General features: G+C 62.5%; 26 protein-coding genes. 9 read left to right on the top strand and 17 right to left on the bottom strand.

Annotated features, from left to right (window positions below; translation table 11 throughout):
• From Syncc8109_RS05310 to Syncc8109_RS05300, 3 genes are read right to left on the bottom strand one after another with little or no spacing between them, the layout of a single operon-like run.
• On the bottom strand, positions 1–288 hold the full coding sequence (locus tag Syncc8109_RS05310) for a hypothetical protein (protein WP_006850242.1): 288 nt from the start codon (positions 286–288) through the stop codon (positions 1–3).
• Positions 285–2,270 (bottom strand): excinuclease ABC subunit UvrC, encoded by a 1,986-nt coding sequence (uvrC, locus tag Syncc8109_RS05305; RefSeq protein ID WP_006849699.1) that lies wholly within the window; start codon positions 2,268–2,270, stop codon positions 285–287. Before uvrC ends, Syncc8109_RS05310 begins: the two co-directional genes overlap by 4 nt.
• 9 nt (positions 2,271–2,279) lie before the next feature.
• Positions 2,280–2,762, bottom strand: a complete 483-nt coding sequence (locus Syncc8109_RS05300) for a flavin reductase family protein (protein ID WP_025362264.1) — start codon at positions 2,760–2,762, stop codon at positions 2,280–2,282.
• 69 nt (positions 2,763–2,831) lie between these two features.
• On the opposite strand from Syncc8109_RS05300, the gene coaD reads away from it, so the two are divergent.
• On the top strand, positions 2,832–3,323 hold the full coding sequence (coaD, locus tag Syncc8109_RS05295; protein WP_006851176.1) for a pantetheine-phosphate adenylyltransferase: 492 nt from the start codon (positions 2,832–2,834) through the stop codon (positions 3,321–3,323).
• Between the two features lies 1 nt (position 3,324).
• On the top strand, positions 3,325–4,344 hold the full coding sequence (locus Syncc8109_RS05290) for a hypothetical protein (protein WP_006850141.1): 1,020 nt from the start codon (positions 3,325–3,327) through the stop codon (positions 4,342–4,344).
• On the opposite strand, the gene dacB is transcribed toward Syncc8109_RS05290, so the two are convergent.
• The 5 genes from dacB to dapF all read right to left on the bottom strand — a co-directional run bounded on the left by dacB (position 4,289) and on the right by dapF (position 9,150).
• A complete protein-coding gene (gene dacB / locus Syncc8109_RS05285; RefSeq protein ID WP_045172917.1) occupies positions 4,289–5,572 on the bottom strand; it encodes a D-alanyl-D-alanine carboxypeptidase/D-alanyl-D-alanine-endopeptidase in 1,284 nt (427 codons plus the stop codon). The genes Syncc8109_RS05290 and dacB overlap by 56 nt on opposite strands.
• A gap of 20 nt (positions 5,573–5,592) precedes the next feature.
• Complete coding sequence (locus tag Syncc8109_RS05280; protein ID WP_045172729.1) at positions 5,593–6,099, bottom strand: DUF4330 domain-containing protein; 507 nt, start codon at positions 6,097–6,099, stop codon at positions 5,593–5,595.
• Positions 6,100–6,161: 62 nt separating this feature from the next.
• The gene (locus Syncc8109_RS05275) at positions 6,162–6,878 is read right to left on the bottom strand and encodes a DUF1995 family protein (RefSeq protein WP_006851624.1); all 717 of its coding nucleotides are present in this window, start codon (positions 6,876–6,878) and stop codon (positions 6,162–6,164) included.
• A gap of 12 nt (positions 6,879–6,890) precedes the next feature.
• Entirely contained in the window at positions 6,891–8,063 is a 1,173-nt protein-coding gene (locus tag Syncc8109_RS05270; protein ID WP_006849597.1) for a cysteine desulfurase family protein, read from the bottom strand.
• Positions 8,050–9,150 (bottom strand): diaminopimelate epimerase, encoded by a 1,101-nt coding sequence (gene dapF / locus Syncc8109_RS05265; RefSeq protein WP_006849879.1) that lies wholly within the window; start codon positions 9,148–9,150, stop codon positions 8,050–8,052. The genes Syncc8109_RS05270 and dapF overlap by 14 nt, the downstream gene beginning before the upstream one ends.
• Before the next feature lie 27 nt (positions 9,151–9,177).
• Between dapF and Syncc8109_RS05260 the strand changes: the two genes are divergently transcribed.
• Positions 9,178–9,399 carry a hypothetical protein gene (locus tag Syncc8109_RS05260; protein WP_006850449.1) on the top strand — a complete coding sequence of 74 codons (222 nt, stop codon included), beginning with the start codon at positions 9,178–9,180 and terminating at the stop codon, positions 9,397–9,399.
• Between the two features lie 46 nt (positions 9,400–9,445).
• On the top strand, positions 9,446–12,055 hold the full coding sequence (leuS, locus tag Syncc8109_RS05255) for a leucine--tRNA ligase (RefSeq protein ID WP_025362262.1): 2,610 nt from the start codon (positions 9,446–9,448) through the stop codon (positions 12,053–12,055).
• 12 nt (positions 12,056–12,067) lie between these two features.
• Here leuS and Syncc8109_RS05250 read toward each other — a convergent pair whose 3' ends face one another.
• Positions 12,068–13,666 carry a glucose-6-phosphate isomerase gene (locus Syncc8109_RS05250; RefSeq protein ID WP_006851839.1) on the bottom strand — a complete coding sequence of 533 codons (1,599 nt, stop codon included), beginning with the start codon at positions 13,664–13,666 and terminating at the stop codon, positions 12,068–12,070.
• A 115-nt stretch (positions 13,667–13,781) separates the two neighbouring features.
• Between Syncc8109_RS05250 and Syncc8109_RS05245 the strand changes: the two genes are divergently transcribed.
• A complete protein-coding gene (locus Syncc8109_RS05245; protein WP_006850953.1) occupies positions 13,782–14,552 on the top strand; it encodes a hypothetical protein in 771 nt (256 codons plus the stop codon).
• Between the two features lie 175 nt (positions 14,553–14,727).
• Positions 14,728–15,006: a hypothetical protein gene (locus Syncc8109_RS05240; RefSeq protein ID WP_006851815.1), complete on the top strand. Its 279-nt coding sequence runs from the start codon at positions 14,728–14,730 to the stop codon at positions 15,004–15,006.
• A 17-nt stretch (positions 15,007–15,023) separates the two neighbouring features.
• Here Syncc8109_RS05240 and Syncc8109_RS05235 read toward each other — a convergent pair whose 3' ends face one another.
• Genes Syncc8109_RS05235 through Syncc8109_RS05220 form a run of 4 tightly spaced genes read right to left on the bottom strand, consistent with a single transcriptional unit; the run spans position 15,024 to position 18,219 of the window.
• The gene (locus tag Syncc8109_RS05235; protein ID WP_006849595.1) at positions 15,024–15,272 is read right to left on the bottom strand and encodes a TIGR03643 family protein; all 249 of its coding nucleotides are present in this window, start codon (positions 15,270–15,272) and stop codon (positions 15,024–15,026) included.
• Between the two features lie 28 nt (positions 15,273–15,300).
• A complete protein-coding gene (locus Syncc8109_RS05230) occupies positions 15,301–16,188 on the bottom strand; it encodes an N-acetylmuramoyl-L-alanine amidase (RefSeq protein WP_025362259.1) in 888 nt (295 codons plus the stop codon).
• Entirely contained in the window at positions 16,170–17,867 is a 1,698-nt protein-coding gene (locus Syncc8109_RS05225) for a M61 family metallopeptidase (protein WP_006850435.1), read from the bottom strand. The genes Syncc8109_RS05230 and Syncc8109_RS05225 overlap by 19 nt, the downstream gene beginning before the upstream one ends.
• Before the next feature lies 1 nt (position 17,868).
• Positions 17,869–18,219: a DUF1257 domain-containing protein gene (locus Syncc8109_RS05220; RefSeq protein ID WP_006851848.1), complete on the bottom strand. Its 351-nt coding sequence runs from the start codon at positions 18,217–18,219 to the stop codon at positions 17,869–17,871.
• Between the two features lie 72 nt (positions 18,220–18,291).
• Between Syncc8109_RS05220 and purN the strand changes: the two genes are divergently transcribed.
• Positions 18,292–18,852, top strand: coding sequence for a phosphoribosylglycinamide formyltransferase (purN, locus tag Syncc8109_RS05215; protein WP_025362258.1), 561 nt, complete (start codon positions 18,292–18,294; stop codon positions 18,850–18,852).
• Here purN and argC read toward each other — a convergent pair.
• Together argC and Syncc8109_RS12240 are read right to left on the bottom strand one after the other, a co-directional pair.
• Complete coding sequence (argC, locus tag Syncc8109_RS05210) at positions 18,843–19,916, bottom strand: N-acetyl-gamma-glutamyl-phosphate reductase (protein ID WP_025362257.1); 1,074 nt, start codon at positions 19,914–19,916, stop codon at positions 18,843–18,845. The genes purN and argC overlap by 10 nt on opposite strands.
• The gene (locus Syncc8109_RS12240) at positions 19,904–20,131 is read right to left on the bottom strand and encodes a hypothetical protein (RefSeq protein ID WP_156915493.1); all 228 of its coding nucleotides are present in this window, start codon (positions 20,129–20,131) and stop codon (positions 19,904–19,906) included. Before Syncc8109_RS12240 ends, argC begins: the two co-directional genes overlap by 13 nt.
• On the opposite strand from Syncc8109_RS12240, the gene ribBA reads away from it, so the two are divergent.
• On the top strand, positions 20,054–21,649 hold the full coding sequence (gene ribBA, locus Syncc8109_RS05205; protein ID WP_156915492.1) for a bifunctional 3,4-dihydroxy-2-butanone-4-phosphate synthase/GTP cyclohydrolase II: 1,596 nt from the start codon (positions 20,054–20,056) through the stop codon (positions 21,647–21,649). The genes Syncc8109_RS12240 and ribBA overlap by 78 nt on opposite strands.
• On the opposite strand, the gene Syncc8109_RS05200 is transcribed toward ribBA, so the two are convergent.
• The gene (locus tag Syncc8109_RS05200; RefSeq protein WP_006849916.1) at positions 21,650–22,093 is read right to left on the bottom strand and encodes a peptidylprolyl isomerase; all 444 of its coding nucleotides are present in this window, start codon (positions 22,091–22,093) and stop codon (positions 21,650–21,652) included.
• Between Syncc8109_RS05200 and mtnP the strand changes: the two genes are divergently transcribed.
• Entirely contained in the window at positions 22,092–23,042 is a 951-nt protein-coding gene (gene mtnP / locus Syncc8109_RS05195) for an S-methyl-5'-thioadenosine phosphorylase (RefSeq protein ID WP_369792018.1), read from the top strand. The two genes, Syncc8109_RS05200 and mtnP, sit on opposite strands and share 2 nt — an antisense overlap.
• Here mtnP and murQ read toward each other — a convergent pair.
• Complete coding sequence (murQ, locus tag Syncc8109_RS05190) at positions 23,024–23,974, bottom strand: N-acetylmuramic acid 6-phosphate etherase (RefSeq protein ID WP_025362256.1); 951 nt, start codon at positions 23,972–23,974, stop codon at positions 23,024–23,026. The genes mtnP and murQ overlap by 19 nt on opposite strands.
• Positions 23,975–23,977 lie beyond the last annotated feature (3 nt).

The following is a 23,977-nucleotide window of genomic DNA, read 5'->3' as shown; positions in this document are numbered from 1 at the left end:
TCAGCTGTCCTCCCCAGCAAGACGGCAGGCGCGTCGACCCAGGGCGATGGCATAGGCGCGATCCACGGGGCCTTCCATTGGGCTCAGCTGGCCGGCACGGCAATTCATCACCACTTTTTCGCGATGGCCCTGCTGATCGTTGAGCCGCAGCACCAACTGCCAGTGATTCTTGGCGCTGCGGGTGATGCCGTCGGCACACACAGGCCCCGTGCACAGTCCAGGAGACGCCCAGACCTGAGTGGCGAGAAGAAGCACTCCTGCCAAAGCCATGCAGAGATGACGAATCATGCGGAGAGTTCCTGAGGCTGCTCTTCTAAAGCAGCCCTGGCATCAGCGTCGGTTCCGTCGTCGGAAGGATGGAAGAAATCGTGGATGTCGCGGGCCAGCGCCGGACCCACACCAGGGGCCTTGGACAGGGTCTCAACCGATGCCAGTTGGATCGCATCAATCGAATGGAAGTGAGCCAAGAGATCCTTGACCCGCTTGGGCCCAACCCCGGGGATGTCCGAAAGGCGTGAACGCTTCATCCGCTCACCACGCTGCTGGCGGTGGAAGCTGACGGCGAAACGGTGGGCTTCGTCGCGAAGGCGGCGAAGGAGCACAACCCCGAGCTGATCCGGTTCACTCTCCAGCGGCTGGCTTTCACCGGGGAGAAACACCTCTTCGCGCTGCTTGGCGAGGGAGCAGACGTTCAGATCCTCGTGGAGGTCAAGCTCGCGCAGAGCCTCCATCACGGCAGAGAGCTGGCCCTTGCCGCCGTCAATCATCACCACATCGGGCCAGTCGTTGAGGCCGTCGGTCTGCAGAGCACTTCCACCTTTGTGACGCAGGGCACCCACATCCAGCCCCTCTGCCTTGGCCCGGGCCCAGCGCCGAAAACGACGGCGCATGATTTCCGCCATCGCCATGAAGTCGTCGCTGTGGCCAGCCTGGATGCTGCTGCTGCGGATCTTGTACTTGCGGTAGTGCTGCTTGGCGGGCAGCCCGTCGATGAACACCACCTGGGAGGCCACGGCATCGCTGCCCTGGATGTGACTGATGTCGTAGCCCTCGATCCGTCGCGGTGGAGTGGGCAACTCCAGCAATTGCGCCAGATCCTCCGTCGCCAACGACTGCTTCTCCTGACCTTGCTTGGCGCGTAGCAACTCAAACTCCGCGTTGCGCTGCACCAGTTCGATCAGGTCGGCTTTCTGCTGACGCTGCGGGCAGTGGATCTGCACCCGACGCTCCCGCTGTTCCGAGAGCCAATCCTCCATCAGTTTCTGCTGGGGCAGAGCGTGCTGCACCAACAGCTTGGGAGGCACCTCAACGGAATCCACCTGGCTGTAGTGCTCTTCAATCACCCGTTGCAGGATCAGTCCCGGTTCCAGGCCTGAGGCATCAGCTGTGTAGCCGAGACGTCCCACCAACTTCCCGGCGCGCATCTGAAACAGCTGCACGGCCGCCAAACGTTCATCGAAGGCAAGGGCCAGCACATCGCGACTCACAGAGGAATCCGGCAGGCTCATCTTCTGGTCAGCGGTGAGCTGATCCAACCCCTGAAGTTGATCCCGGACCCGGGCCGCAGACTCGTAGTCCATTCGCTCCGCATACCGCTCCATCTGCTCCTGAAGCAGCTGCTGCAGTTCATCGCTGCGGCCCTGGAACACCATCGCAACCTTGCGGAGGGTGCGGTGATAGTCCTCCGAGCTGATTTTTTCCTGGCAGACCCCCGGACAGCGTCCGATGCTGAAGTTGAGGCAGGTGCGGTCGGGGTACATCGGCCGAGGTCGTTGCCGCAGCGGGAACACCCGCTTCACCAGAAACAGGGTGCGGCGCAGCAAGCCCACATCAACATAGGGCCCGTAAAAGCGATCCAGGGGGCTGCGGAAGCGACGGCGACGGGTGATGAAAATCCGTGGGTAGGCCTCACTCCAGGTGATGCAGAGGTAGGGATATTTCTTGTCGTCCTTCAGCAGCACGTTGAAGTGCGGCTGAAGGTTCTTGATCAGGTTCGACTCGAGGACGAGGGCCTCCGCCTCGCTGTCGGTGACTATGAACTCAATCTCACAGACCTGGCGTGTCATCAGCCGGATCCGTGGCGACAGATCGTGGTGGCTGCGGAAATAGCTGCGCACGCGGCTGCGCAACGCCTTCGACTTACCGACGTAGAGGATCCGGTCGTCGCCGTCCCTCATCAGATAGCAACCCGGCTCAGCGGGGATCTCCTTTAGGCGGCGTTCAAGACGCTCTGGCTGCGTCAGCAGCGGTGCACCGGAGGCGGCATCCACCAGACCAGCTCAGCCGCCGTAATTCCAGCCGGTGCTGGCCAGGTTCAAGGCCTCGCCATCGGCGATCAGACGCGCCGTTTTCACTTCACCCACAAAAACGGTGTGGTCACCGTGCTTGATCGAACCCACGAGTTCGCACTCCAGACCTCCGACAGCATCGGTGAGCAGGGGAAGACCGAGTTCGCCTTCCTCGAAGGGTGCCGCTTCAAAGCGACCGCCAAGCGCCCTCTGGGGCTTAAAGAACACGGCTGCCAAATCTTTCTGATCGGCCCGCAGCACGTTGAGCGAGAACTTGCCGGTGGCATCGATGATGGCGTGACTGCTGCTTTCAGCTCGAACGCCCATCACAACCAATGGTGGTTCGAACGATCCCTGGGTCACCCAGCTGGCCGTAAAACCATTGACCTCATCGCCGTTACGTACTCCGCAGATGAAGAGCCCGTGGGGAATTTTGCGAAGCAGGACCTTCTTGGCGTCGGCGTCGAGGCTCATGGCACGGATGCGTTGGCTGAAATCTAAACAGCGATCCGCTGCATAGGATCCGCCCATCGCTGATTCCCGATGCGGGCGCTCTACCCCGGAAGTTTCGACCCTCTCACCAATGGTCATATGGACTTGATCGAGCGGGCGGTGAGCCTGTTTGGAGAGGTGGTCGTTGCGGTGCTCAGCAATCCGAGCAAACGGCCCGCATTCAGTGTCGAAGAACGGATCGAACAGATACGCACGGCGACGTGCCACCTCTCGGGCGTTGAAGTGATCAGTTTCGATGGCCTCACGGTGAACTGTGCCGTCACCCATCGCGCCGACCTGATCCTGAGGGGCCTGCGAGCGATGAGTGACTTCGAATATGAACTGCAGATCGCCCACACCAACCGCTCGTTGGCAGACGATCTGGAGACGGTTTTCATGGCCACCACCGCACGCCACAGCTTTCTCAGCAGCTCAGTGGTGAAGGAAGTGGCCCGATTCGGCGGGTCGATCGACCACATGGTCCCGCCGGAGGTGGCGAAGGACCTCAACAGGCTCTTTAATTCAGCTTTCCCCGCTAGCTGAGATGAACGACGTCCGGTTCTCCGTTCTCGATCAACTCGATCAGCTGGAGGAAGTTGTTCTTGAGGGCAGTCGGCTGCCCTTCACCGGCGGACGTCTGGTCAACGAAACCGATGCCGTTGAGCTGCTGGATGCCGTCCGTGATGAATTGCCGAAGGAGCTGGAACGGGCCGCCAAATTGCTGGAGCGCCGGGACGAGTTCATCAACACCGCCCGGAGGAACGCCGAGGAGATCGTTGAGCAGGCCCAGCGTCAGCGCGAACAGCTGGTGAACAACGCCGCCATCCGCCAGGAAGCGGAACGGCAGGTGAATGAGATGCGTGACCAGGCCCGCCAGCAGTGTGAGCAACTGCTCCAGAAAACGCGCGAACAGGGGGCGAAATTGGAACAGGAGATGCAAGGCAAGCTGGCCCAGTTGGAGCAGCAGTTCGCATCACGCCGCCAGCAGCTGGAGCAGGAAGGTCTGGAGCGTCGCCAGCAGCTGGATCAGGAAGCGATTGAGCTGAAGCGTCAACACGCTGAGCGACTCGACGCCAGCCGCCAACAGTCTCAGCAGCAAATCCAACATATCGAGGCCAATGCAGCGGAACTCAAGCGCCAACACGCTGAGCAGCACGAAGCCAACCGTCAGCAGGCGCTGCAGGATCTGGAGACGATTCGCCGCGAAGCCCTGCGTCTGCAGAAGGAAGGCCGCGATGAGGCCGAGCGGATTCACAACGACGCTCTGCAGTTCCGCCAGCAGACCCAACAGCAATGCGAGTCGCTGATCCAACGCAGCCGCCAGGAAGCAGCCGGCGTTCAGGACGGCGCCAATCGCTACGCCGAGCAGACACTCGGTGAGCTGGAAGTGCGCCTCAAGGAAATGGCCCAGGTGGTGATGGCCGGCCGTCAGGAGCTCTCCAAGATTCAGACCATCCGTTCAGCGGCATCTGGCGCTAACGCTGGTGACGACACCAAAACCGTGCCGTTCAGTCGGGCCCAGCGGGCGGCGTCCCGGCTGCGGTCCATGCAGGGCAACGGCTGATCCTCTGGCTGGCCAGCAGGATCTGCCCCATCACTGAGTTGGGTGCGTAGGAACCGTTGGCGATCATGCTCACGTACCGCGGTCCAACTGTGGTTTCAAGAATGCCGGAGATCGATCGAACTCCGCGGAGGGTGCCGGTCTTGCCCCAGAATCGACCCACAAGCGTGGTGCCCCAGAAATAGTTGCGCAGCGTTCCCCTCTGGCCTGCAATCGCCATCGAGCCCTGGTAATAGGCCGCGAGGGGGTGTTGCGCCATACGCCACAGCAGCACAGACAGGGAACGGCTGGTGAGTCGGTTGCCCCGTGAAAGTCCACTGCCGTCCCGAAGCCGAAGTCCCGTCATCGGGACCCCCTGGGCTTGCAACCAGCGGGTGGTGGCGATGGATGCACGATTCACATCCCAGACGTCCGCGGCCTCACGCATCAACACCTCAGCAGTGAAGTTATGGCTCTCCGTGTTGGCCAGGCTGAGCAGGGCGTGCATCGGGGCGGAATCCTCACTGTGCAGAACAACACTCGCCCTCCAATTCCGCGCGAGGGCCGCTTCCCGGGTCTGCTGATCAACCATCTGCAGGCGCATCTGCCCCCCCTGCTGCTGCACGGTGGAGTTGAGGATTCGCTGCAGCCGTGCAGATGGATCCATCACCGCCATGTGCAGGGCGTTGCTGGTGAGGGCAAGGCGGGTGATCGGTGCGGCGTAGGCGTAGGAGCGATCCGCAGGATCCCAATCGGCGGGCCACCAGCGCTGACGCGGTTCCTCCCGCACCATCAGCTGAACGGGCTCAGAGGGGACGCTGGAGGTACCCCTGGAACCGCCCTGGCCGAGGGCAACCATGGCGAACCTCTGGATCTCGGCAATGCTGAGGTCGGGATCGCCTTCCCCCACGATCTCCAGTGATCCATCGGGATGACGCAACAGTTGCGTCTTCAGACGGAAGTCGGGGCCGAGGCGATCCAGAGCAAAGGCCGTGCTGACCAGTTTCTGATTCGATGCAGGAATCCGGGGGATCCCCCCGTTGAGATCAGCCAGCAGCTGACCACGTTGATCGACAACGCTGACGCTCCACAGCGGCTCTTCGGTGCCTACTGCTGATTCCAGGGCCGTCTGAAGGGCCGGGCAAAGTGCACCTCCACTGATCAAGGCCTGGCCCTGACGTTGGACCACCGGGGGTGGTGCCAACAGTGGAGGCGCTGCCCTGAGCGGCAACTGGGGCGCCAGCACCAGCATGGTGACCAGGGCAGAGCGAATCACAGAGGCATCACTCCACTCACAACACCGTTCAAGCGGTAGAGGCGACCCTCCAGTTCAACGGGAACACCCACCTTGAGCTTGGTGCCACCGATCACCACACCGGAGGGTTTGATCTCGGCCTGGGCCTCCATCACAAACCGGGCATGCCGTGGAAAAACCGTGGGGGGGGGATCGGCTATCACAACCGAACCATCGGACTGCACCGCCGTCAGGGGGGTGGTGACGTCATCCACCGACACCAGGCTCACTAGACCGGCCGGTTGATTGCGAATCACGATATTGAGGGCTGCTTCCTCCCGCATTGAATTCAGCAGGTGCTCGGTATCAGCGCTGTATAAACGAACAACATCAACGCTGACCTGCACAGGCTTTACGGCCCCAGTTGCCTTGGCGACCTCATTCGAAAGCTTGGGGGACCAGACCACACCGGCCAGAGCTGCCAGGGCGATTACTCCAGCCACGGCATCGATGGATGAAAGGGATCGAAGCCTGTTGAGCACCATCAAAGGGGAGCCTGGGCTTGAACCTTAAGGAGAGTCTGAGCCTGGATCAAGCCAGAGGTGGCTCAATTGCGCAGACCATCAAGGAAGCGATCGACACCGGACAGCTGTTGCTTGATGCTGTCGGGATCTTCACCGGCCAGCAGCGCTGCTGTGGTGTCGGGATCCGGACGTTCGGGAAGCACCTCCAATTGCCGGTAACCGTCGGGATCCTGGCGATAGAGGCGCCAGTCATCGGGGAAGCAGCGCATCAACGCTCCTCCCTCCAGGGGCTGAAGCCAGTAGGCCTGCTGCCAGCTGGCGACGAAACCCTTGCGGCGCTCCCGGGCCACGCTGCCGATGCCTACGGCGGCGTCTTCCAGACGCCCATTCAGCATCAGAACCACTCCAGCGTGGTTCTCACACAACGCCTGGAACTCCTCGTAATCCGCAGGGGAGGGGTTCACCGCAACCAGCAGGCGGGTATCGGGGGCATCGCTCTCCGCACGTTTGAGCTGATTGAAATCAAAGATCACCTCTTTGAGGTCATCCGCATCGCGCCGGGCCAGAGCAGCAGCACCGGCATCGGGCCAAACCATTAACAAATCCTGACCAGCAGCGATCAATGCACGAGCCAGCCTCACCGCCACCGGGAGCAGGCGAAGGCCCTCAAAGCGGAGGCTTGCGGCCCAGCGTTGGCCGTCGCCGGATCCAACGGCCGCCAGGGCAGCTTGCAGCATGGCCTCCTCGGCCGCGAGCAGATCCGCGGGGAGAGCGAGACATGGAGCGTCGGATTGAGTCATCCCCAAAGCATGTCAGGAAAGTGCCTCGAGCACGGATACAAAACGGCCAGGAACAACATCGAGATCCTGATCCGACAGCCAGGGGCCCAGGGTCAGCCGCAGGCCCGACTGACGTTCAGGCCCGGGAATGCCGATGGCCGTGAGCACGGCACTGTCGGCACTGCGACCACTGCTGCAGGCACTGCCACTGCTGCAGGCTAACCCCGCCGCCGCAAGCCGTCGCACCAGATCGCGTCCCGGTAGCGGCTGTCCACCAATGGTTTTGGCCAACAGCGAGATGTGATTCGGCAGACGCTGATCGGGTGAAGGGCCGCAGAGCTGAAGCTGGGGTAGCTCCAGCAGGCGTTCAAGGAGTTGATCCCGTTGACGACGAATCTGGGTTGAGCTGCCCGGTGGAACGGGCTGGCTCACGGGGTCAAAGCGGGGAAGAGCAATCAGAGCTTCGGCCATGCCGCTGACCAACGCAACGGGTTCGGTGCCGGAGCGCAGGCCATGTTCCTGGCCACCACCGCCCTGGAGCGGTGAAAGTTCCACACCCGGGGCCCGAATCAACAGGCCCACACCCCGGGGACCGCGGAACTTGTGGGCCGAGAGGGTCAGCAGATCAACCCTGAGCTGCGCGAAGGGGAAGCAGCCCTGAGGCACCAGTTGGGTGGCATCGCTGTGGATAACGATGCCGCGCTCGCGGCAGGCCTGAGCAATCTCGATCACCGGTTGCAGGGCACCCACTTCGCCCTGGGCTGCAATCAGGGAGACCAGCTGCGTCGGAGCTGACAACAGGCGATCGAGTTGGTCGAGCCGCACCACCCCCTGGCTATCAACGGGCCATTCGGCAACGCTCCACCCCAGGGCTTCAAGTTGGTGGGCCGCAGCAATCACCGCTGGATGCTCCACCGCGGAAATCACCACCCTGCCGGGTGGAAGACTTGCTGCACTGCCGAGAAGGGCGAGGTGGACGGACTCCGTCGCCCCGGAGGTGACGATCAGCTGATCAGGACTGACAGCAAAGCGTTCGGCCATGCGCCAGCGGGAGCGTTCGAGGGCTTCCGCCGCGGCAAGACCTGCCCCATGGAGACTGCTGGGGTTCGCCCAGGCCGTCTGCTGGAGCTGCTGCATCACCGCGATCACCGCCGGCAGTGGCGGTGTTGTGGCGGCGGCATCGAGATACAGCTCAGGGCGTCCCACGCTCAAACCGGGCTTTGGTGCGTTGTTCGAGTGACTCACTGGCCAGATTGAGCATCGAATCCAGGGAGGTGTCGTTCAGAAATTTCTGCACCTGCTCCAGGGCAGCCGCTTCGTCCTCTGGACTCACTGCTGGCGTGTCTTCTGTAGTGGGTGAGGGATTGGTCATGTCCTGGTTGATGGGACTGTCTTGATTGATGGGACTGTCCTGGGGTTCCACGGCAAACAGACCAGACATCAACTCCGGCGTCATCACCCCGTCAAAGACGGCTTCGGCTGGACCGGTCATCAACACGGAACCCGAGCGATCGCGCCACTCGATCATCAGCGGACCGCCGGGCAGAACCACCTCGGCACAGTCATCGGCAAGCCCCAGCAACACTGCCGCCACCAGGGTGGCGCAGGCACCGGTGCCGCAGGCCAGGGTCGGGCCTGCACCCCGTTCCCAAACCCGGATCTCCAGGCGCTCACGGCTGTGAACCTGGAGGAAGTGAACATTGGTTTTGGCGGGGAAAGCCGGATGCACCTCCAAGGCAGCGCCCCAGGTGTCAAAGGGAATGCTGGCGAGGTCGTCCACGGGCACGACCACGTGGGGGTTGCCCATGCCAACAGAAGCCACCCTGATTTGCTCGTCCTCCAGCAGCAACACACCCTGCGGAAGGCCATCCTCAGGCATCACGGTGGTGGGGATGGCCTCCGGTGTGAGGAACGGCGGTCCCATGTCCACCCGCAACTGACGATCGGCCATCAGTTCGGGGCGAATCATGCCCGCAAGGGTTTCGATGTCCCAACGCCGACCGGGAGCATCTCCGTCTGTATCGGCCAGGTAGCGCGCCAGGCAGCGAATGCCATTGCCGCACATTTCCGCCTCACTGCCATCGGCATTGAGGATCCGCATCCGCAGTTCCCCCTCCGCTTGCGGGGGGAGCGCCAGGATTAGACCATCCCCGCCAACCCCGAAGCGCCGATCGCAAATGCGACTCACCCAGGCTGGATCGGGATCACTGATGGAATCGGGCAGCTGTCCTTGCCGGCCCTCAAGGATCAGGAAGTCGTTGCCAAGTCCCTGGTATTTGCTGAACTGCAGCATGCGTGGCCGGTATCGCCCCCGAATCCTATGGAGACATCTCCACTTGATCCAAGCCTGCCGGGGGTTCGTCTGCTGCAGACCTGGATCCGAAAACAGCTCACTCCCAGCGTTGGTGTGGTGGGACAGGAGCCCTTGGAGGGGCGTCCGATCTGGCAGGACCCTGAATTTCTTGGCATCGAATGGGCGGCTGAGATCCGGCCCGTGCTGATCAACCGTCGGCAGATCAGCGTGATCCTCTCCCTCGGCTGAACACCAGGCATGTGGCACGATCGCAACCTTGCCGCGCGCTGGTTCCGTGAACGCTGCCAACCCTGCCGTCGACGCCAGTGCCCAGACCGGTCGTTATGACCCCACCACGCTTGAGCAGCGCTGGCAGGAGAGCTGGAAGGCGGATGGGGTAGACACCACAGAAGAAGTTGCTGAGAAGCCCGGATTCTTTGCCCTGTCGATGTTCCCGTACCCCTCGGGAAGCCTGCACATGGGCCACGTGCGCAACTACGTGATCACCGATGTGATCGCCCGGGTGCAACGTATGCGGGGCCATGCCGTTCTGCATCCGATGGGCTGGGATGCCTTCGGCCTACCCGCTGAAAACGCGGCGATCGAACGCAATGTGGACCCCGGCGAGTGGACCGACCGCAACATTGATCAGATGCGGGCGCAGCTAGATCGTCTTGGCCTTTCGATCGATTGGAGCCGCGAACAGGCGACCTGCCACAACTCCTACTACCGCTGGACCCAGTGGCTGTTCCTTGAACTGCTCGAAGGAGGGCTGGCCTATCGCAAGAACGCCACCGTCAACTGGGATCCCGTCGACCAGACCGTGCTGGCCAATGAGCAGGTGGATGGTGACGGCCGCTCCTGGCGCTCCGGAGCTCTGGTGGAACAACGCCAGCTGAACCAATGGTTCCTCCGCATCACCGACTACGCCGAGCCGCTGCTCAACGACCTGGATGCCCTCAAGGGCTGGCCGGAACGGGTCCGCACCATGCAAGCCAACTGGATCGGCCGCTCCGAAGGGGCGGAGATCAGCTTCAGCGTTGAAGGGCCACAGGATCAGAGGATCACCGTGTTCACCACCCGTCCCGACACCCTCGCTGGGGCGAGCTATGTGGTGCTGGCACCGGAAAACGAGCTGGTGGACAGCCTCACAATCGCTGAACACAAGGGGACGGTGGAGGCATTCCGCAAGGAGGTGGCTCGTCTCAGCACGATTGAACGCACCAGTGATGACAGGCCCAAACGGGGTGTGCCCATCGGCAGTCACGTGATCAACCCCCTGACAGGGGCGGTGCTGCCGGTATGGATCGCCGACTACGTGCTGGCCGAGTACGGCACGGGCGCCGTGATGGGCGTGCCAGCCCACGACCAACGCGACATCACCTTTGCCCAGTCGAATGGTCTGCCGATCCAGCAGGTGATCGACGCCGAGGGAGCTGCTGAAGCCATCGCGACCGGTCAGGCCTGGACGGATGCCGGAACACTGGTCAACTCCGGCAGCTTCGATGGCACCGCCTCCAGCGAAGCCAAGAGCGCCATCACCGGCCACGGCGCCGAGCAGGGCTGGGCCCTCAGCAAGGTCACCTATCGCCTGCGCGACTGGCTGATCTCGCGCCAGCGCTACTGGGGCTGCCCTATTCCCGTCATCCACTGCGATAACTGCGGTGCTGTTCCAGTGCCCCGCGAGGACCTTCCGGTGGAGCTGCCCCGTGGCATTGATCTCTCGGGAAAGGGCGGTTCGCCCCTGAGCCAGCAGAGCGACTGGGTGAATGTGTCTTGCCCCTGCTGCGGCAAGCCGGCCAAGCGGGAAACCGACACCATGGACACCTTCATGTGTTCCTCCTGGTATTTCCTGCGCTTCACCGATCCCCACAACATCGAGAAACCCTTCAGCAAGGAGGCGGTGAACCGCTGGTTGCCGGTGAAGCAATACGTGGGCGGCATCGAACACGCGATCCTGCACCTGCTCTATGCCCGGTTCTTCACCAAGGCGCTGAAGGATCGTGGCCTGATAGACATCAACGAACCGTTTGAACGGCTCCTCACCCAGGGCATGGTGCAGGGCATCACCTACCGCAATGCGACAACCGGCAAGTACATCGCTCCAGCGGACGTGGCAGATCCCGAAGACCCTCGGGATCCCAACACCGGCGACAAGCTCGAGGTGTTGTTCGAGAAGATGTCGAAGTCGAAGTACAACGGCGTTGACCCCGCGGCGGTGATCGATCGCTACGGCGCAGACACAGCCCGCATGTTCATCCTGTTCAAGGCACCGCCGGAGAAGGATCTGGAGTGGGATGACGCCGATGTGGAAGGCCAGTTCCGCTTCCTCCAAAGACTTTGGCGCCTTGTTGAGGCGGGGGCTGCCCGCATCGACTCACTCGAGCCGATGCATCGGCCAGCCGATTTGAGCGATGCAGACAGTGGCGTACGTCGGGCGCTGCACCTGGCCATCAAAGCCGTCAGCGAGGATCTCAGTAACGAGATCCAGCTGAACACGGCAATCTCCGAATTGATGAAGCTATCAAATGCCATCAGCTCCACGGGCATCGATGACCTGAGTGGCCCTGTATTGCAGGAGGCTCTTTCCGGACTAGTACGCCTTCTGGCTCCGTTCGCGCCGCATCTGGCTGAGGAGTTCTGGAGCCGTTTGGGGGGAAGCGGCAGCGTGCACCGTCAAAGTTGGCCGCTTCTGGATCCAACGGCTCTGGTGCAGGACAGAGTTGAAGTGGTGATCCAGGTAAAGGGCAAGGTGCGGGGCAAGCTGCAGGTTCCGGCCTCCGCCGGCAAGGAGGAGCTGGAACGGCTCGCCCTGGCCAGTGAAGTGGCCGAAAAATGGTTGGAGGGTGCAGCCCCCCGTCGTGTGATCGTGGTCCCCGGGAAACTGGTGAACTTGGTGCCCTGATCCCAGTCGGAATCAGCCTTTGCTGAAGCGCATCGAGGCAGGCTGGCTCCAGTCGCCCTGGGCACTGAAGCCGCGCTGGTTGCCGGTGAGGTGACGCAGAATCCAGAAGATGGATTCGTCGGTGCCCTCCCCGAGGGCCAGACAGATTTCATCGGCGGAGCGGGCCACACCATCGGCCAGGATCGATTCCACACGACCTTGGAGGTCAAGAATCGCCGCCGCAGCCTTCTTGCCAGCTTCCACTCCGGGCTGGTGGTAAGCGTTGATGTTGACCAGTTCGCCGTAAAGACCGACGGCACGCTCGAACAGAGCGATCATGGCGCCGAGACGGCGTGCATCAAAGCGGCGCATGCTGATCGTCATGCTCTGGCGCCCACCCTCGGTGAGGGCTGAGCGGGTGCCCTGCAGGAAGCCATCGAGGAAGTCGCCGGGGCATTCCCCGTCAAGCGTGGGGATATCGCTCACGTCCTCGAGCACCTCGATGAAGGTGGCGAAGAAATTGTCGACACCGTCGCGCAGCTGCTGCACGTAGGCGTGCTGGTCGGTGGAGCCTTTGTTGCCGTAAACAGCGATGCCCTGATGCACCACTTCACCGTTGCGATCCAGTCGCTTGCCCAGGGATTCCATCACCAGCTGCTGGAGGTAACGGCTGAACACCTCCAAACGATCGCGGTAGGGCAGAACAACCATGTCGCGCTGACCGCGACCACCACCGGCCACGTACCACGAAGCGGCCATCAGGGCGGCTGGATTGCGGCGCAGATCCGCGGCGCGAGTGGCGGCATCCATCTGAGATGCGCCGGTGAGGAAATCACGGATGTCGCAGCCAATCAAGGCACCGGGCAGCAGACCAACGGCACTGGTGATGCTGGTGCGCCCCCCCACCCAATCGAACATGTCGAAGCGCTTGAGCCAACCTTCCTTCTGGGCCTGCTGGTCCAGCTTGCTGTCGAGCATCGTCACGGCAACGGCCTGACCGGCCCACTGGCCACCAGCGGCCTCGAGGCGATGGCGAGCCTGCTCCATGCCGAGGTGGGGTTCGGGCGTTCCCCCCGACTTGCTTACCGTCACCACCAGGGTGCGGTCAAGACGACCCTCCAACCCCGCCAGGACGTTGCTCATCCCATTGGGATCGACGTTGTCGAAGAAATGAAACGGAAGCCCCTCTCCAGGGTTCTGCAGAGCCTTGATCATCAAGGCGGGTCCCAGACCACTGCCGCCGATGCCAATCCAGAGCACATCGGTGAAGGCTTCGCCGTTGGGGGCCTTGATCGTTCCGTTGATCACATCGCGCCCAAAGGCTGCGATCAGATCAATTTCCCTGGAGATGTGCTGATGCAGCTCTGACGAGGGAGCGAGTTCAGGGGTACGCAGCCAGTAATGACCCACCTGGCGCTGCTCATCCGGATTGGCGATGGCACCGGCTTCCAACTCCTGCATCGCAGCGAACGCCTTGTCCATTCGCGGCTGCAGCTGCTGCAGATCGCTCACGTTTAGGTGCATCCGGCTGATGTCGAGCCAGACGCCCAGATCATCGTGATACCAGTTGAGATCGCAGAACCTCTGCCACTGAATATGAGCGTCGGAAGCGTTGAAATCCGGGAAGCTCATGCCGGGCGGACGATGCAGTCCTGTTGAACGTATCCAGAATCTGACGGGATGCCCACGAGAAAGGACACCACAGCTAGTTTCATGTCACCTTCCGCTGACCCCGTTTCCATCTCCCATGGCTGAGCCATATCGATGGACGACAGCTCTCTTGGCGACGGCAGCGAGCCTGTGCCTGGTTGGCCAGTGGTCACAGCCGGTCGCTGAGCTTGGGGATCAGGCGCCTCTTGTGGTGGAGGACAGGCTCGAGCCCACTGACTTCTCCCCCGAAGAAATGAAGCTGCTGCAACGGCGCTTCGGGGTCCACGGCCCCCAGACGCAGCTGGCCCAGCTGTTGACCAGCGGGGTGGATCAGCTCCAACCTCTGCGCGCATCAACCCTAGATCGCCTGCGCGAGCTGAAGCCGGTGATCCTGCGTCAAGCAGCCGCGCATCAGGTAAATCCGATGCTGATCACCGCCGTTCTTTTCGACGAAATTCAGCACTCCAAGCCGGGGGAGAGCCTCCCCTTCATCGCCCATTCCGGTCTGGTGAAGACCCACGGACCGGCCCAGATCAGCATCTCGGAACTGATCCATCAGAACCGGCTGCCGGCGAACCCAACGCAGAAGGAGATCACCTGGGCCCGCAATCAATTGCTGGACCCCGAGATGAACATCACCCTGCTGGCGGCGAAGTTTCAACGGCTGAAGCTTGCCCTTGGTCTGCCCGAGAGCTTGATGCTGCAGGCGAGCCGCTCCTACCTGGATGCCAAAGCGATCGTCACCCTCACCTATCTCCACAACGGAAAATTGGATTACCCAGCGCGGGTGTTGGGCTACATGCAGGACCCTGAATTGCACGGGTTGATTTACGGCGGTCGTCAACCGAATTCCGACATCACGGTGTAAAACTCCACGGTTAGGGCTTGGCTACGTGAGCGGGCTAACCCAATCCACCATCGCCACATCCCTCAGTTCAGGGAGATAAGCCGCTCAGCTTCTCCCCCATTTAGGTGATGTGGAAGTCCCCCTGGCTGTTTTATCGATCCAGCTCGGTAGATCGATAAAACAGCTCATTTACCTGGTGGCTTTTGGCCTGCTTGTTCCATCAGCAGCGCTGGCTCAGGTCGATGCCGAAGTGGCAGCCCAATGCCAGGAGGCCAGGGATTTCTATGGCCGCGTCAGGGCCTTCACCACGCCGGCTCGGCGTTCAGAGGACATTGCCCCTCTTGCCGGCCTGATGGGGCAGGTGGCTGCAGGTCTGATCTCCGGCCCGACCTACTGCAACGCATCAACAAACTTCTCCCGGGGCATGAATCCGGCTGGTCTTATTGAAGGAATCCTGCGGGGCGTCCTGCGCTGAACCGAAGCAGGGCCCGCTCACTTGTGACAGCTCGCTCGGAACCGATCGGAGCGACTGGTGGCGGCATGTTTGGTTTTGCGGCCGCTTACCCGCTTGCGCCAGAGCTTGAACGATGACACTTTCATCTCCTGCCGCATCACTGCGATCACCTGCGCCTCGGAGAGTCCGAATTGAAACTCAATCGCCTCGAAGGGCGTTCGGTCTTCCCAGGCCATTTCAACTATGCGATCGAGATCCTCGCTAGGGAGCGTTGTCACCGACGCCATGCATATTGCTTCGAACGCTAACGACGCATCAGGTCACGCAGAGGTCGCCGAGGGCCGCCAGCCGCGTCTGAAGTTTCGACCAGTCGAAACTGCGGGGATCATCCCGTTCTCCGCCCACATCCACATGGCGATGGGTGGTGATCGCCGCTGGCGGCAGATTGAAGGAGCGGATCCAACCCGACAACACCAAGGCCAGCGCGTCGTATTGCTTGGAGGTGTAACCAACGTGGGAACGGTTGGCATTCGCGCCTGATGGTGGAGACTCCAAGCTCAGATGCAGAGCAAAGTTGTTAACGGAACCCTTGAGCTTCTTGTTGGTGATCGCCCACTCCCCCAGAAAGGCGGAAAACCCAGCGCCGTAGGCCCGGCTCAAGGGATCCACCAGATCCAGAACGCGTCCGTCCTGGCCCACCAAGGTGTGATAACTCACCTGATCTTCATCGCGGGGGTGGGGCGTCATGAAGGTGTTCAACGCGGAGCTCATCGAGTAAACGGTTTCATGCAGCACCACCACCCTTGGCGTGGCGTCGATCACACGGCCGTAGGCGTCTTTGTGGTAGCGCTCGCCAAAATTGGTGGGATCGATCTTCACGAACGCCCGCCAGGAATTCGAGCGGGCATCGAGCTGGTTCAAACGCGACCGCAATGCAGTGTCGACACCCGAACACTGCCGGGCCAGCGGCGACCGCCAGGAGCGCGACTTCGGCGGCAACGGCACCGAAGAGGAGGGGTTGTCCTCCCGTTGGCGACCACGTTCTATCCCAACAGGGGACAGCTCACCCTGATCCATCAACAACAAGCTGGTCAGCCCCAGAGCCAACGTCCCCGCTGCAGCAACGCTGATGGCGAGCGGCCGGTGCAGCTCAACGCGGTTCCACACACTGGTGCAGAAATGGCTTAGACGATCTCGAACCATCGATCCCGCAACTGCCGTTGTTCCGTTGTGCACCCAGGATCCCAATCCAACGTCCAGTGGTCCACACCCGCGTCAGGGAAGAGCTGGGTCTCCTTGAGCAGGCTGCGTCGTGAATAGGTGACGCGCACCCAATCCTGCTTCTCAAGCAGAACTGCGATGTCACTGCTGCGACGCACCCGGTAGCCATTGATCGCCAAAAGCTCATCGCCCACCACAAGCCCGGCCCGCTGACCGGGACTGTTGCGCCGCACCCGCTGAATCAAAGCAGCACCCTCAGCATCCTTGATGGTGAGTCCATGATCGGGATGCTTGAGCGGCACAGGGTTTATGCGCAGCCCAAGAGCCTCAACGCAATCAAGCAGGGGCAGGGCTTCGGGCTGGTCAAGCCATTGATCCAGGTCCATCGCAAGATCGCCATCCCATCGAGCCACTGCCGCCTTGATGTGATCACGGCTGTAGCCACGGGCCTGATGGCCGGGGCCCTGCCACAACTCCCGCAGGATCGCAGCCATGGAGTGGCCGCGCTGCCGCAGGCGCACGTCGAGGCAGAAGGCCACCGCCGCACCGAGTCGGTAGTAGCTGATTTGGCTGTCCCGTGAGGCTGGCGTCGCTTTGTAGAGCTTGATCCATGCCTCACGGGCACTGGCCGCCAGCGACTGGATCGAAGAGCCTGGTGTCATCAGCACACTGGAAAGCTCCTCCCCCAGATCCTTGAGCAGGGTCGGCCGATCCGAACACCCCGCCAGCAGTGGCAGGCTGAGGTCGAAGTAGCTGGTGATTCCCTCGGCAAACCAGAGGCCTTCGGTGATCACCGCCTGCCCGTAGTCGTAGGGACGAAGCTCAACAGGCCGCAGCCGCCGCACATTCCACTGGTGAAGGTATTCATGGCCGATCAGCTGCAACAGCTGCCGGTAACCCTTGGGCTTAGCCAGAGCCGACCAGCTGAACTGCAGCACAGCACTGTTGTCGTGTTCGAGGCCGCCATAGCCCTGATCGAGCAATTGCAGCACCAGCTGGTAGCGGTTCCCCGCCGGAGGCGGGGTCCCCAGCAAGCGACAGGTGGCACTGCACACCTTCTCGATGTCGCTGATGAAGTTCGGCGGACAACCCATCGGCGGAGTGCCGATCAGTAACAGCTCATGGCGTTTGCCCTCCACCATGAAGGGTTCTGCCTGAAACGGCCCCGCATGCAGCGGACTGTCCACGAGGGCATCGAAATCGGATGCGACCCAGCCCTCAGCGCTGGTCTCCAGCGGCAGATGCACACTCCAGTGCTCCGGGGTAGACACAGCAACATGGTGTGGTGACCAGCGGCAGCCGTCGATGTCCATCGCCACAGCAGCGAGGCAGAGCGACGCGAGATCAGGATCCAGCAACCCGGTGCGTACGGTCAGATCCCGGGCTTCAACCTGATAGTTGAGCGTGAGCGGGCTCAGATCCGGCAGATCACAGAGCCACTGGTGCGGCGCCATACGACGCACCGGAAGCTCCTCGCCGTTGGCCAGCAGCAGCAGGCTGTGTAGGTGCTGGGCGTGATCACGCACCGTGTAGGACCCCGGTGTCCACACCGGCAGTTGGAAGGTCTGGCGTTTGGTTTGCGGTGTCCAATGGATGGACACCGCGATGGTCTGTGTTTCGGGATGGCTCAGATCGAGCCGGACCTGAACCGGTTCGAACACGTCAGTTGGTCTGCAGAATCAACTCAGCGGAACCCATGCCACCAAGGCGCACTTCGTTCATGGCGTGGAGCAGGGCGTAGCGGCGGGTCACCCGCTGCAAGCGCTGTTCAAGCCCGGGCTGTCGGCTGATGCGTTGGATGTCGCCATGCACAACGATCGTTCCATCCTCCCGCTGGGTCCAGCCCAGGGGCATGGCTGAACCCTGAAACGCGAGCACATCCACGGCGTGGGAGTCGTCTGCAAATCCCTGCAATACGGTCGATCGCTCCACACTGAAGCCCTCATCACAAAGGGCCTGAACCAGGCACTCGAGGTCGGTGAAGACAGTCGGCAGGATGGAGAGATGGGACATGGACCGAACCCCGCTTTGACAGACCCTAGCCACAACAATCGAGCTGACCAGGCCCCGCTGCAGCTGGGGGTGATGGCATCTGGAAGCGGCAGCAACTTCGAGGCCCTGGCCCAGGCCATTCAGGCGGGGAATCTCAACGCGCGGATTCAGCGGCTGGTGGTGAACAATCCAGGTTGTGGTGCCCAGCAGCGGGCGGAGCGTCTCGGCATCCCGGTATCGGTGCTCGACCATCGCCTGATCAAGGATCGGCGCGAGCTGGACGGCGAACTGGTGCGCCTGTTTCGCGCCGACCAGGTGGAGCTGGTGGTGATGGCGGGGTGGATGCGAATCGTCACTGAGGTACTGATCGGCGGCTATTCCGATCGCCTGATCAATATCCACCCCTCACTGCTTCCAAGTTTCCGTGGACTGGACGCCATCGGGCAGGCCCTGCAAGCCGGGGTGAAGGTCACCGGCTGCACGGTGCACATCGTCACCGAGGAACTGGATGCCGGCCCGATCCTGGCCCAGGCCGCCGTTCCCGTTCTCGATGGGGATGACCACGCCAGGCTCGCCAAAAGGATTCAGGAGCAGGAACACCTGCTCCTACCCAGAGCACTGGCTGAGCTGAAGCCAACCTGGCGTCAGGGATAGAACGACTGCAGGGGCAGCCCCGTCTCCGGAGCGAGGCCCGCCATCAGGTTGAGGCACTGCAAACCCTGCCCCGCTTGCCCCTTGATCAGGTTGTCGATGGCACTCATCAACACCAGCTGGCCGGTGCGAGTGTCCACCTGAACCGACAGCAGGCCACGGTTGGTGTGGCGCGCCCACTTGGTGGCGGGATAGGTGCCCACCGGCAGAACTTGGACGCAGGGGTGGTGGCGGTAGATCGCCTCTAGAACCGTGGTGCAATCCTCGGCAGTGAGACCGGGGTCGCGCAGACGGGCGTACACCGTGGACAGCAGACCACGCACCATCGGCACCAGATGCGGCGTGAACTGAAGCCGCACCTCCTGACCAGCCACTTCCATCGCCATCTGCTCGATTTCAGAGGTGTGGCGGTGGCCGATAACGCCGTAGGGCGCGATGGATTCAGAGGCCTCCGCCAGCAGCATCGCCTCCTTCGGCAGGCGCCCTCCGCCGGAGGTGCCCGTCTTGGCATCAATGATGATGCCGCTGGTCTCGATCAGACCCTGCTTGAGGAAGGGAAGCAGGGGCAGCAGGCTGGCGGTGGGGAAGCAACCTGGAGCTGCAACAAGCTTCGCTTCAGCGATGGCGGGGCCGTTCCATTCCGGCAGGCCGTAAACGGCACTGCTGCAGAGCTCCGCGTCCTGACGGTTGAGTGAGCCGGCCTCCTTGGCGTACACCTGCAGCCACTGCTCCAGGGAGCGGTAGCGGAAGTCTGCGGAGAGATCCACCACCCGTACACCCCGCTCCAGCAGTTGCGGTGCCAACTGACAAGCCAGGCCGTTGGGGAGGCTCAGAACAGCGAAATCGGAACTGGCCGCAATCCGATCAGGATCCGCTGATTCCACCGTTGGGTCATCCGGCAGGGGCAGGAAGGAGCAGACGGAGCTCCAGCGTTGACCAGCACTGCGTTCACCGCCAAGAAAACTCACAGACAGCACGGGGTGGCCCTGGAGCAGACGGATGGTCTGGAGGCCGCCGTAGCCGGAGGCGCCGATCACAGCAACCCGTCCGCCTTTCACCGTTGCCATCGCTTCAACTGCCGACGTTGTCCTGCCTGCCATTGAACCAACCAGCCAACGATCGATCGTACAGAGACCAATAATGAAGCCATTACCCGGCGACCAGGCTCCTGAACTCCAGTTCCCTTGACCCCGCGAACGAACCCATCGCGTTTGATGCCATCAGCGACGCCCTTGCGGCGATCCGCAATGGGGAGTGCGTTGTCGTGGTGGACGACGAACAACGGGAGAACGAAGGCGATCTGATCTGCGCGGCCCAGTTCGCCACCCCGGAAGCGATCAACTTCATGGCCACCGAGGCACGGGGCCTGATCTGTCTGGCCATGGAGGGGCAGCGGCTGGATGAACTGGATCTGCCGCTGATGGTGGACCGCAACACCGATGCCAACGAAACGGCCTTCACCGTGAGCATCGATGCCGGCATCGAGCATGGGGTGACCACCGGGATCTCCGCCGAAGACCGTGCCGCCACGATTCAGGTAGCCCTAAACCCAGCCACTCGGCCAGCGGAACTGCGCCGCCCTGGGCACATCTTTCCGCTGCGCGCGCGTCCCGGCGGCGTGCTCAAACGGGCCGGTCACACCGAAGCCGCCGTGGATCTGGCTCAGCTGGCGGGCCTCAGCCCCTCCGGAGTGATCTGTGAAATCCAGAACAGCGATGGCTCCATGGCCCGCTTGCCGGAGCTGCGCAGCTACGCCGATCGCTGGGGGCTGAAGCTGATCAGCATTGCTGAACTGATTCGCTACCGGCTGGAGAACGAGCGCTTCGTTCGCCGCATGGCCCAGGCCCAGATGCCCAGCCGCTTCGGCAGCTTTCAGGCGGTGGGCTACCGCAACGAACTGGATGGCTCCGAACATGTTGCCCTGATTAAGGGTGAGCCCAATGCCCTGAGAGAACCCGTTCTGGTGCGCATGCATTCCGAATGCCTCACCGGCGATGCCTTCGGCTCACTGCGCTGCGACTGCCGTCCCCAGCTAGAGGCGGCCCTACGCCAGATAGAAGCGGAAGGCGAGGGAGTTGTCGTTTATCTGCGCCAGGAAGGTCGGGGCATCGGCCTGATCAACAAGTTGAAGGCCTACAGCCTCCAGGAAGCCGGGCTCGACACCGTTGAAGCCAATGAGCGGCTTGGCTTCCCGGCGGATCTGCGCAACTACGGGGTCGGCGCACAAATCCTCTCCGACCTTGGCATCCACCGTCTACGGTTGCTAACCAACAACCCCCGCAAGATCGCAGGCCTCGGCGGCTATGGCCTGCAGGTGGAGGAGAGGGTGCCTCTGGTGATGGACCCCGGCGCCCACAATGCCGACTACCTGGCGGCCAAGCGGGAAAAGCTTGGGCATTTGTTCGAATCCGAGAGTCCCTGTGTGGTGCTGGCCCTGGCGGTGAACGTGGGCCCCGAAAGCTGGCCCACCATTCGCCAGGAAGTGGAGGCCATCGCCCAGCGCCGCGGCTTCAGCATGGAGGCCCTGCATGAATCCCGCTTGTTAGCGCTGTGGGATCGACCGCAATTCGTCTGGAAATTGATTCCCGACAGCGCCGATGTAGCCCCTCTGCTCAAGAGTCTGGCGGCCCTGGCAGCGACCGAGCGGGTGGGTTTGATGCGCGTGCCAACCGAGCGGATGGCCCTGCACCCGCCCCAGACCCTTGAACGGGTGGAGCATCAACTAAATGAGTTGATCAACCTGGGCAGTGACGGACTGCTTGAAAACGGCCCGTCACTGCTGCATTGGACCCGGAGCTGATCAGCCTTCCTGGATCGTCACTTGGTTGATCTTGGAGCCGTTGGCCAGCTTCAGCACCACATCCATGTTGCCGGTGTGGCCGAACACGGTGTGCACTCCATCAAGGTGAGGCTGAGCCTCATGGCAGATATAAAACTGCGAGCCGCCGGTGTTGCGACCCGCATGGGCCATGGCCAGGGTGCCGGCCTGGTGCTTCTGCTGGTTGATCTCGCAATCGATCCGGTAACCGGGGCCGCCGGTACCCGCCATGCCGCGGGCCCCTTCACGGCTGTTGGGGCATCCCCCCTGGGCCATGAAGCCGGGGATGACGCGATGAAAGGCCAGACCGTCGTAGAAGCCATCTTTGGCCAGCTTCACGAAGTTTGCGACAGTGTCCGGGGCATCGGCTTCGAACAGCTCGAGCTCGATCAGGCCTGCTTCAGTGTCCATCAAGGCCTTGGTCATGGTGGCGCGAGCAAACTTGGAGTGTAAAGAGACGCCGACCATGCCCGACCTCTCCCAAGCCCGCGTCGGTGTGATCGGCGGCAGCGGTCTCTATTCGATCCCCGGCTTGCGCCAGGTGGAGGAACGCAGGGTCGACACACCCTTCGGAGCACCATCCGATCAATTGCGCCTGGGAGAGCTCGAGGGCGTTGAAACCGTCTTCCTGGCCCGCCACGGCCGCCATCACCATCTGCTTCCCAGTGAAGTGCCCTACCGGGCCAACATCTGGGCGATGCGTTCACTGGGTGTGCGCTGGCTGATCTCGCTCTCAGCGGTGGGGTCGCTGCAGGGGCATCTGCAGCCGCGCGACATGGTCGTGCCCAATCAGTTCATCGACCGAACCCGTGATCGGCCCGCCAGTTTCTTCGGCAACGGCTGCGTGGCCCACGTCAGCCTTGCGGACCCCTTCTGCCCCAATTTGAGTTACCTGTTGGCCGATGCCGCCGAGCAGGGGTTGCCGGAGGGTCGACGGCTGCACCGCGGTGGCACCTATCTATGCATGGAGGGCCCCGCCTTCTCCACCCGGGCCGAAAGCAAGCTGTACCGCTCCTGGGACTGTTCGGTGATCGGGATGACTAATCACACCGAAGCTCGACTGGCCCGGGAAGCCGAACTGGCCTACGCCTCCCTGAGCATGGTCACCGACTTCGACTGCTGGCATGAGGATCACGCCGCCGTCTCGGTGGAGATGGTGATCGGCAACCTTCAGGCCAATGCCTCAGCCACCGAACCGATCCTGAGTGGATTGATGCAACGGATCAAGCAGGACCCTCCAGCCTCGCCGGCCCACACAGCCCTCTCCGATGCCCTGATCACCCCCAAAGATCAAGTCCCGGCGCAGACCCGGTCCAAACTTGATCTGTTCACCACCCCATACTGGGGACCGTTCCATCAGGCCTCCGCCAGCTGAGCGCCGCAGGCGGCCAAGGCAGGCCGCAGCTGTTGGTTGTGCTGCTGCAGAAGAGCCTTGGCCTGGTCCACCGACAAGGCTGCAGCGGTCATTAACAGGGCGAGTTTCACCGATCCTCCGGCCTCCTCCAGAAGCGTCAGCCCCCGCTCCCGCTCTACACCGGCAAGATCACGCAGAATCCGCAGGGACCGGTCAACCAGCTTGCTGTTGCTGGCGGCCACATCCACCATGCGGTTGCCGTAGACCTTGCCCAGCTTCACCATCACGGCGGTGGAGAGGGTGTTCAAGGCCAGTTTTGTGGCAGTTCCGGCCTTCATCCGGGTGGATCCCGTCAGCAGCTCAGGGCCCGTGAGCAGGCGGATGTCAATGTCGCAGGGCAGAGGCGCCTGCTCCGTCGGAACACAGGCCATGGTGATGGCGAGGGCTCCGATGCTTTTGGCGAACGACAGCCCACCCCGCACGTAGGGGGTGGTGCCGCCGGCGGCGATGCCCACCAGGCAATCCTTGTCGCAGAAGCCCCGCTCCTCCAGATCGGCACGTCCGGCGCCCTCAATGTCCTCAAGCCCCTCGGAGCTGCGCAGCAACGCGGCGGAACCACCGGCGAGAACCCCCTGAACCTGCTGGGGATCACTGCAGAAGGTGGGCGGACATTCCGCGGCATCCAACACCCCCAGCCGTCCGGAGGTGCCAGCACCCAGGTAGAAGAGGCGGCCGCCGGCACGGAGGCGCTCGGCAACGGCATCAACCGCCTGGGCCAGGGCCGGGGCGACCGCGGCGACGGCTTGCTGGGGGCGACGATCCTCGTCCGCAAACAACTCCACCAGCGCCAGGGTGTCGAGCTGATCCAGGCGTGAACTGCGCTGGTTGCTCTGCTCGGTAAGCAGGTGGCCGCGGTCGATGGAGGGCTCCAGATCTGGGTCGAACACGGCCATAGC

Origin of the sequence: Synechococcus sp. WH 8109, assembly GCF_000161795.2 — a bacterium.
In the GTDB taxonomy this organism is placed as follows: domain Bacteria; phylum Cyanobacteriota; class Cyanobacteriia; order PCC-6307; family Cyanobiaceae; genus Parasynechococcus.
This window is presented reverse-complemented; position numbering and strand designations above follow the sequence as displayed.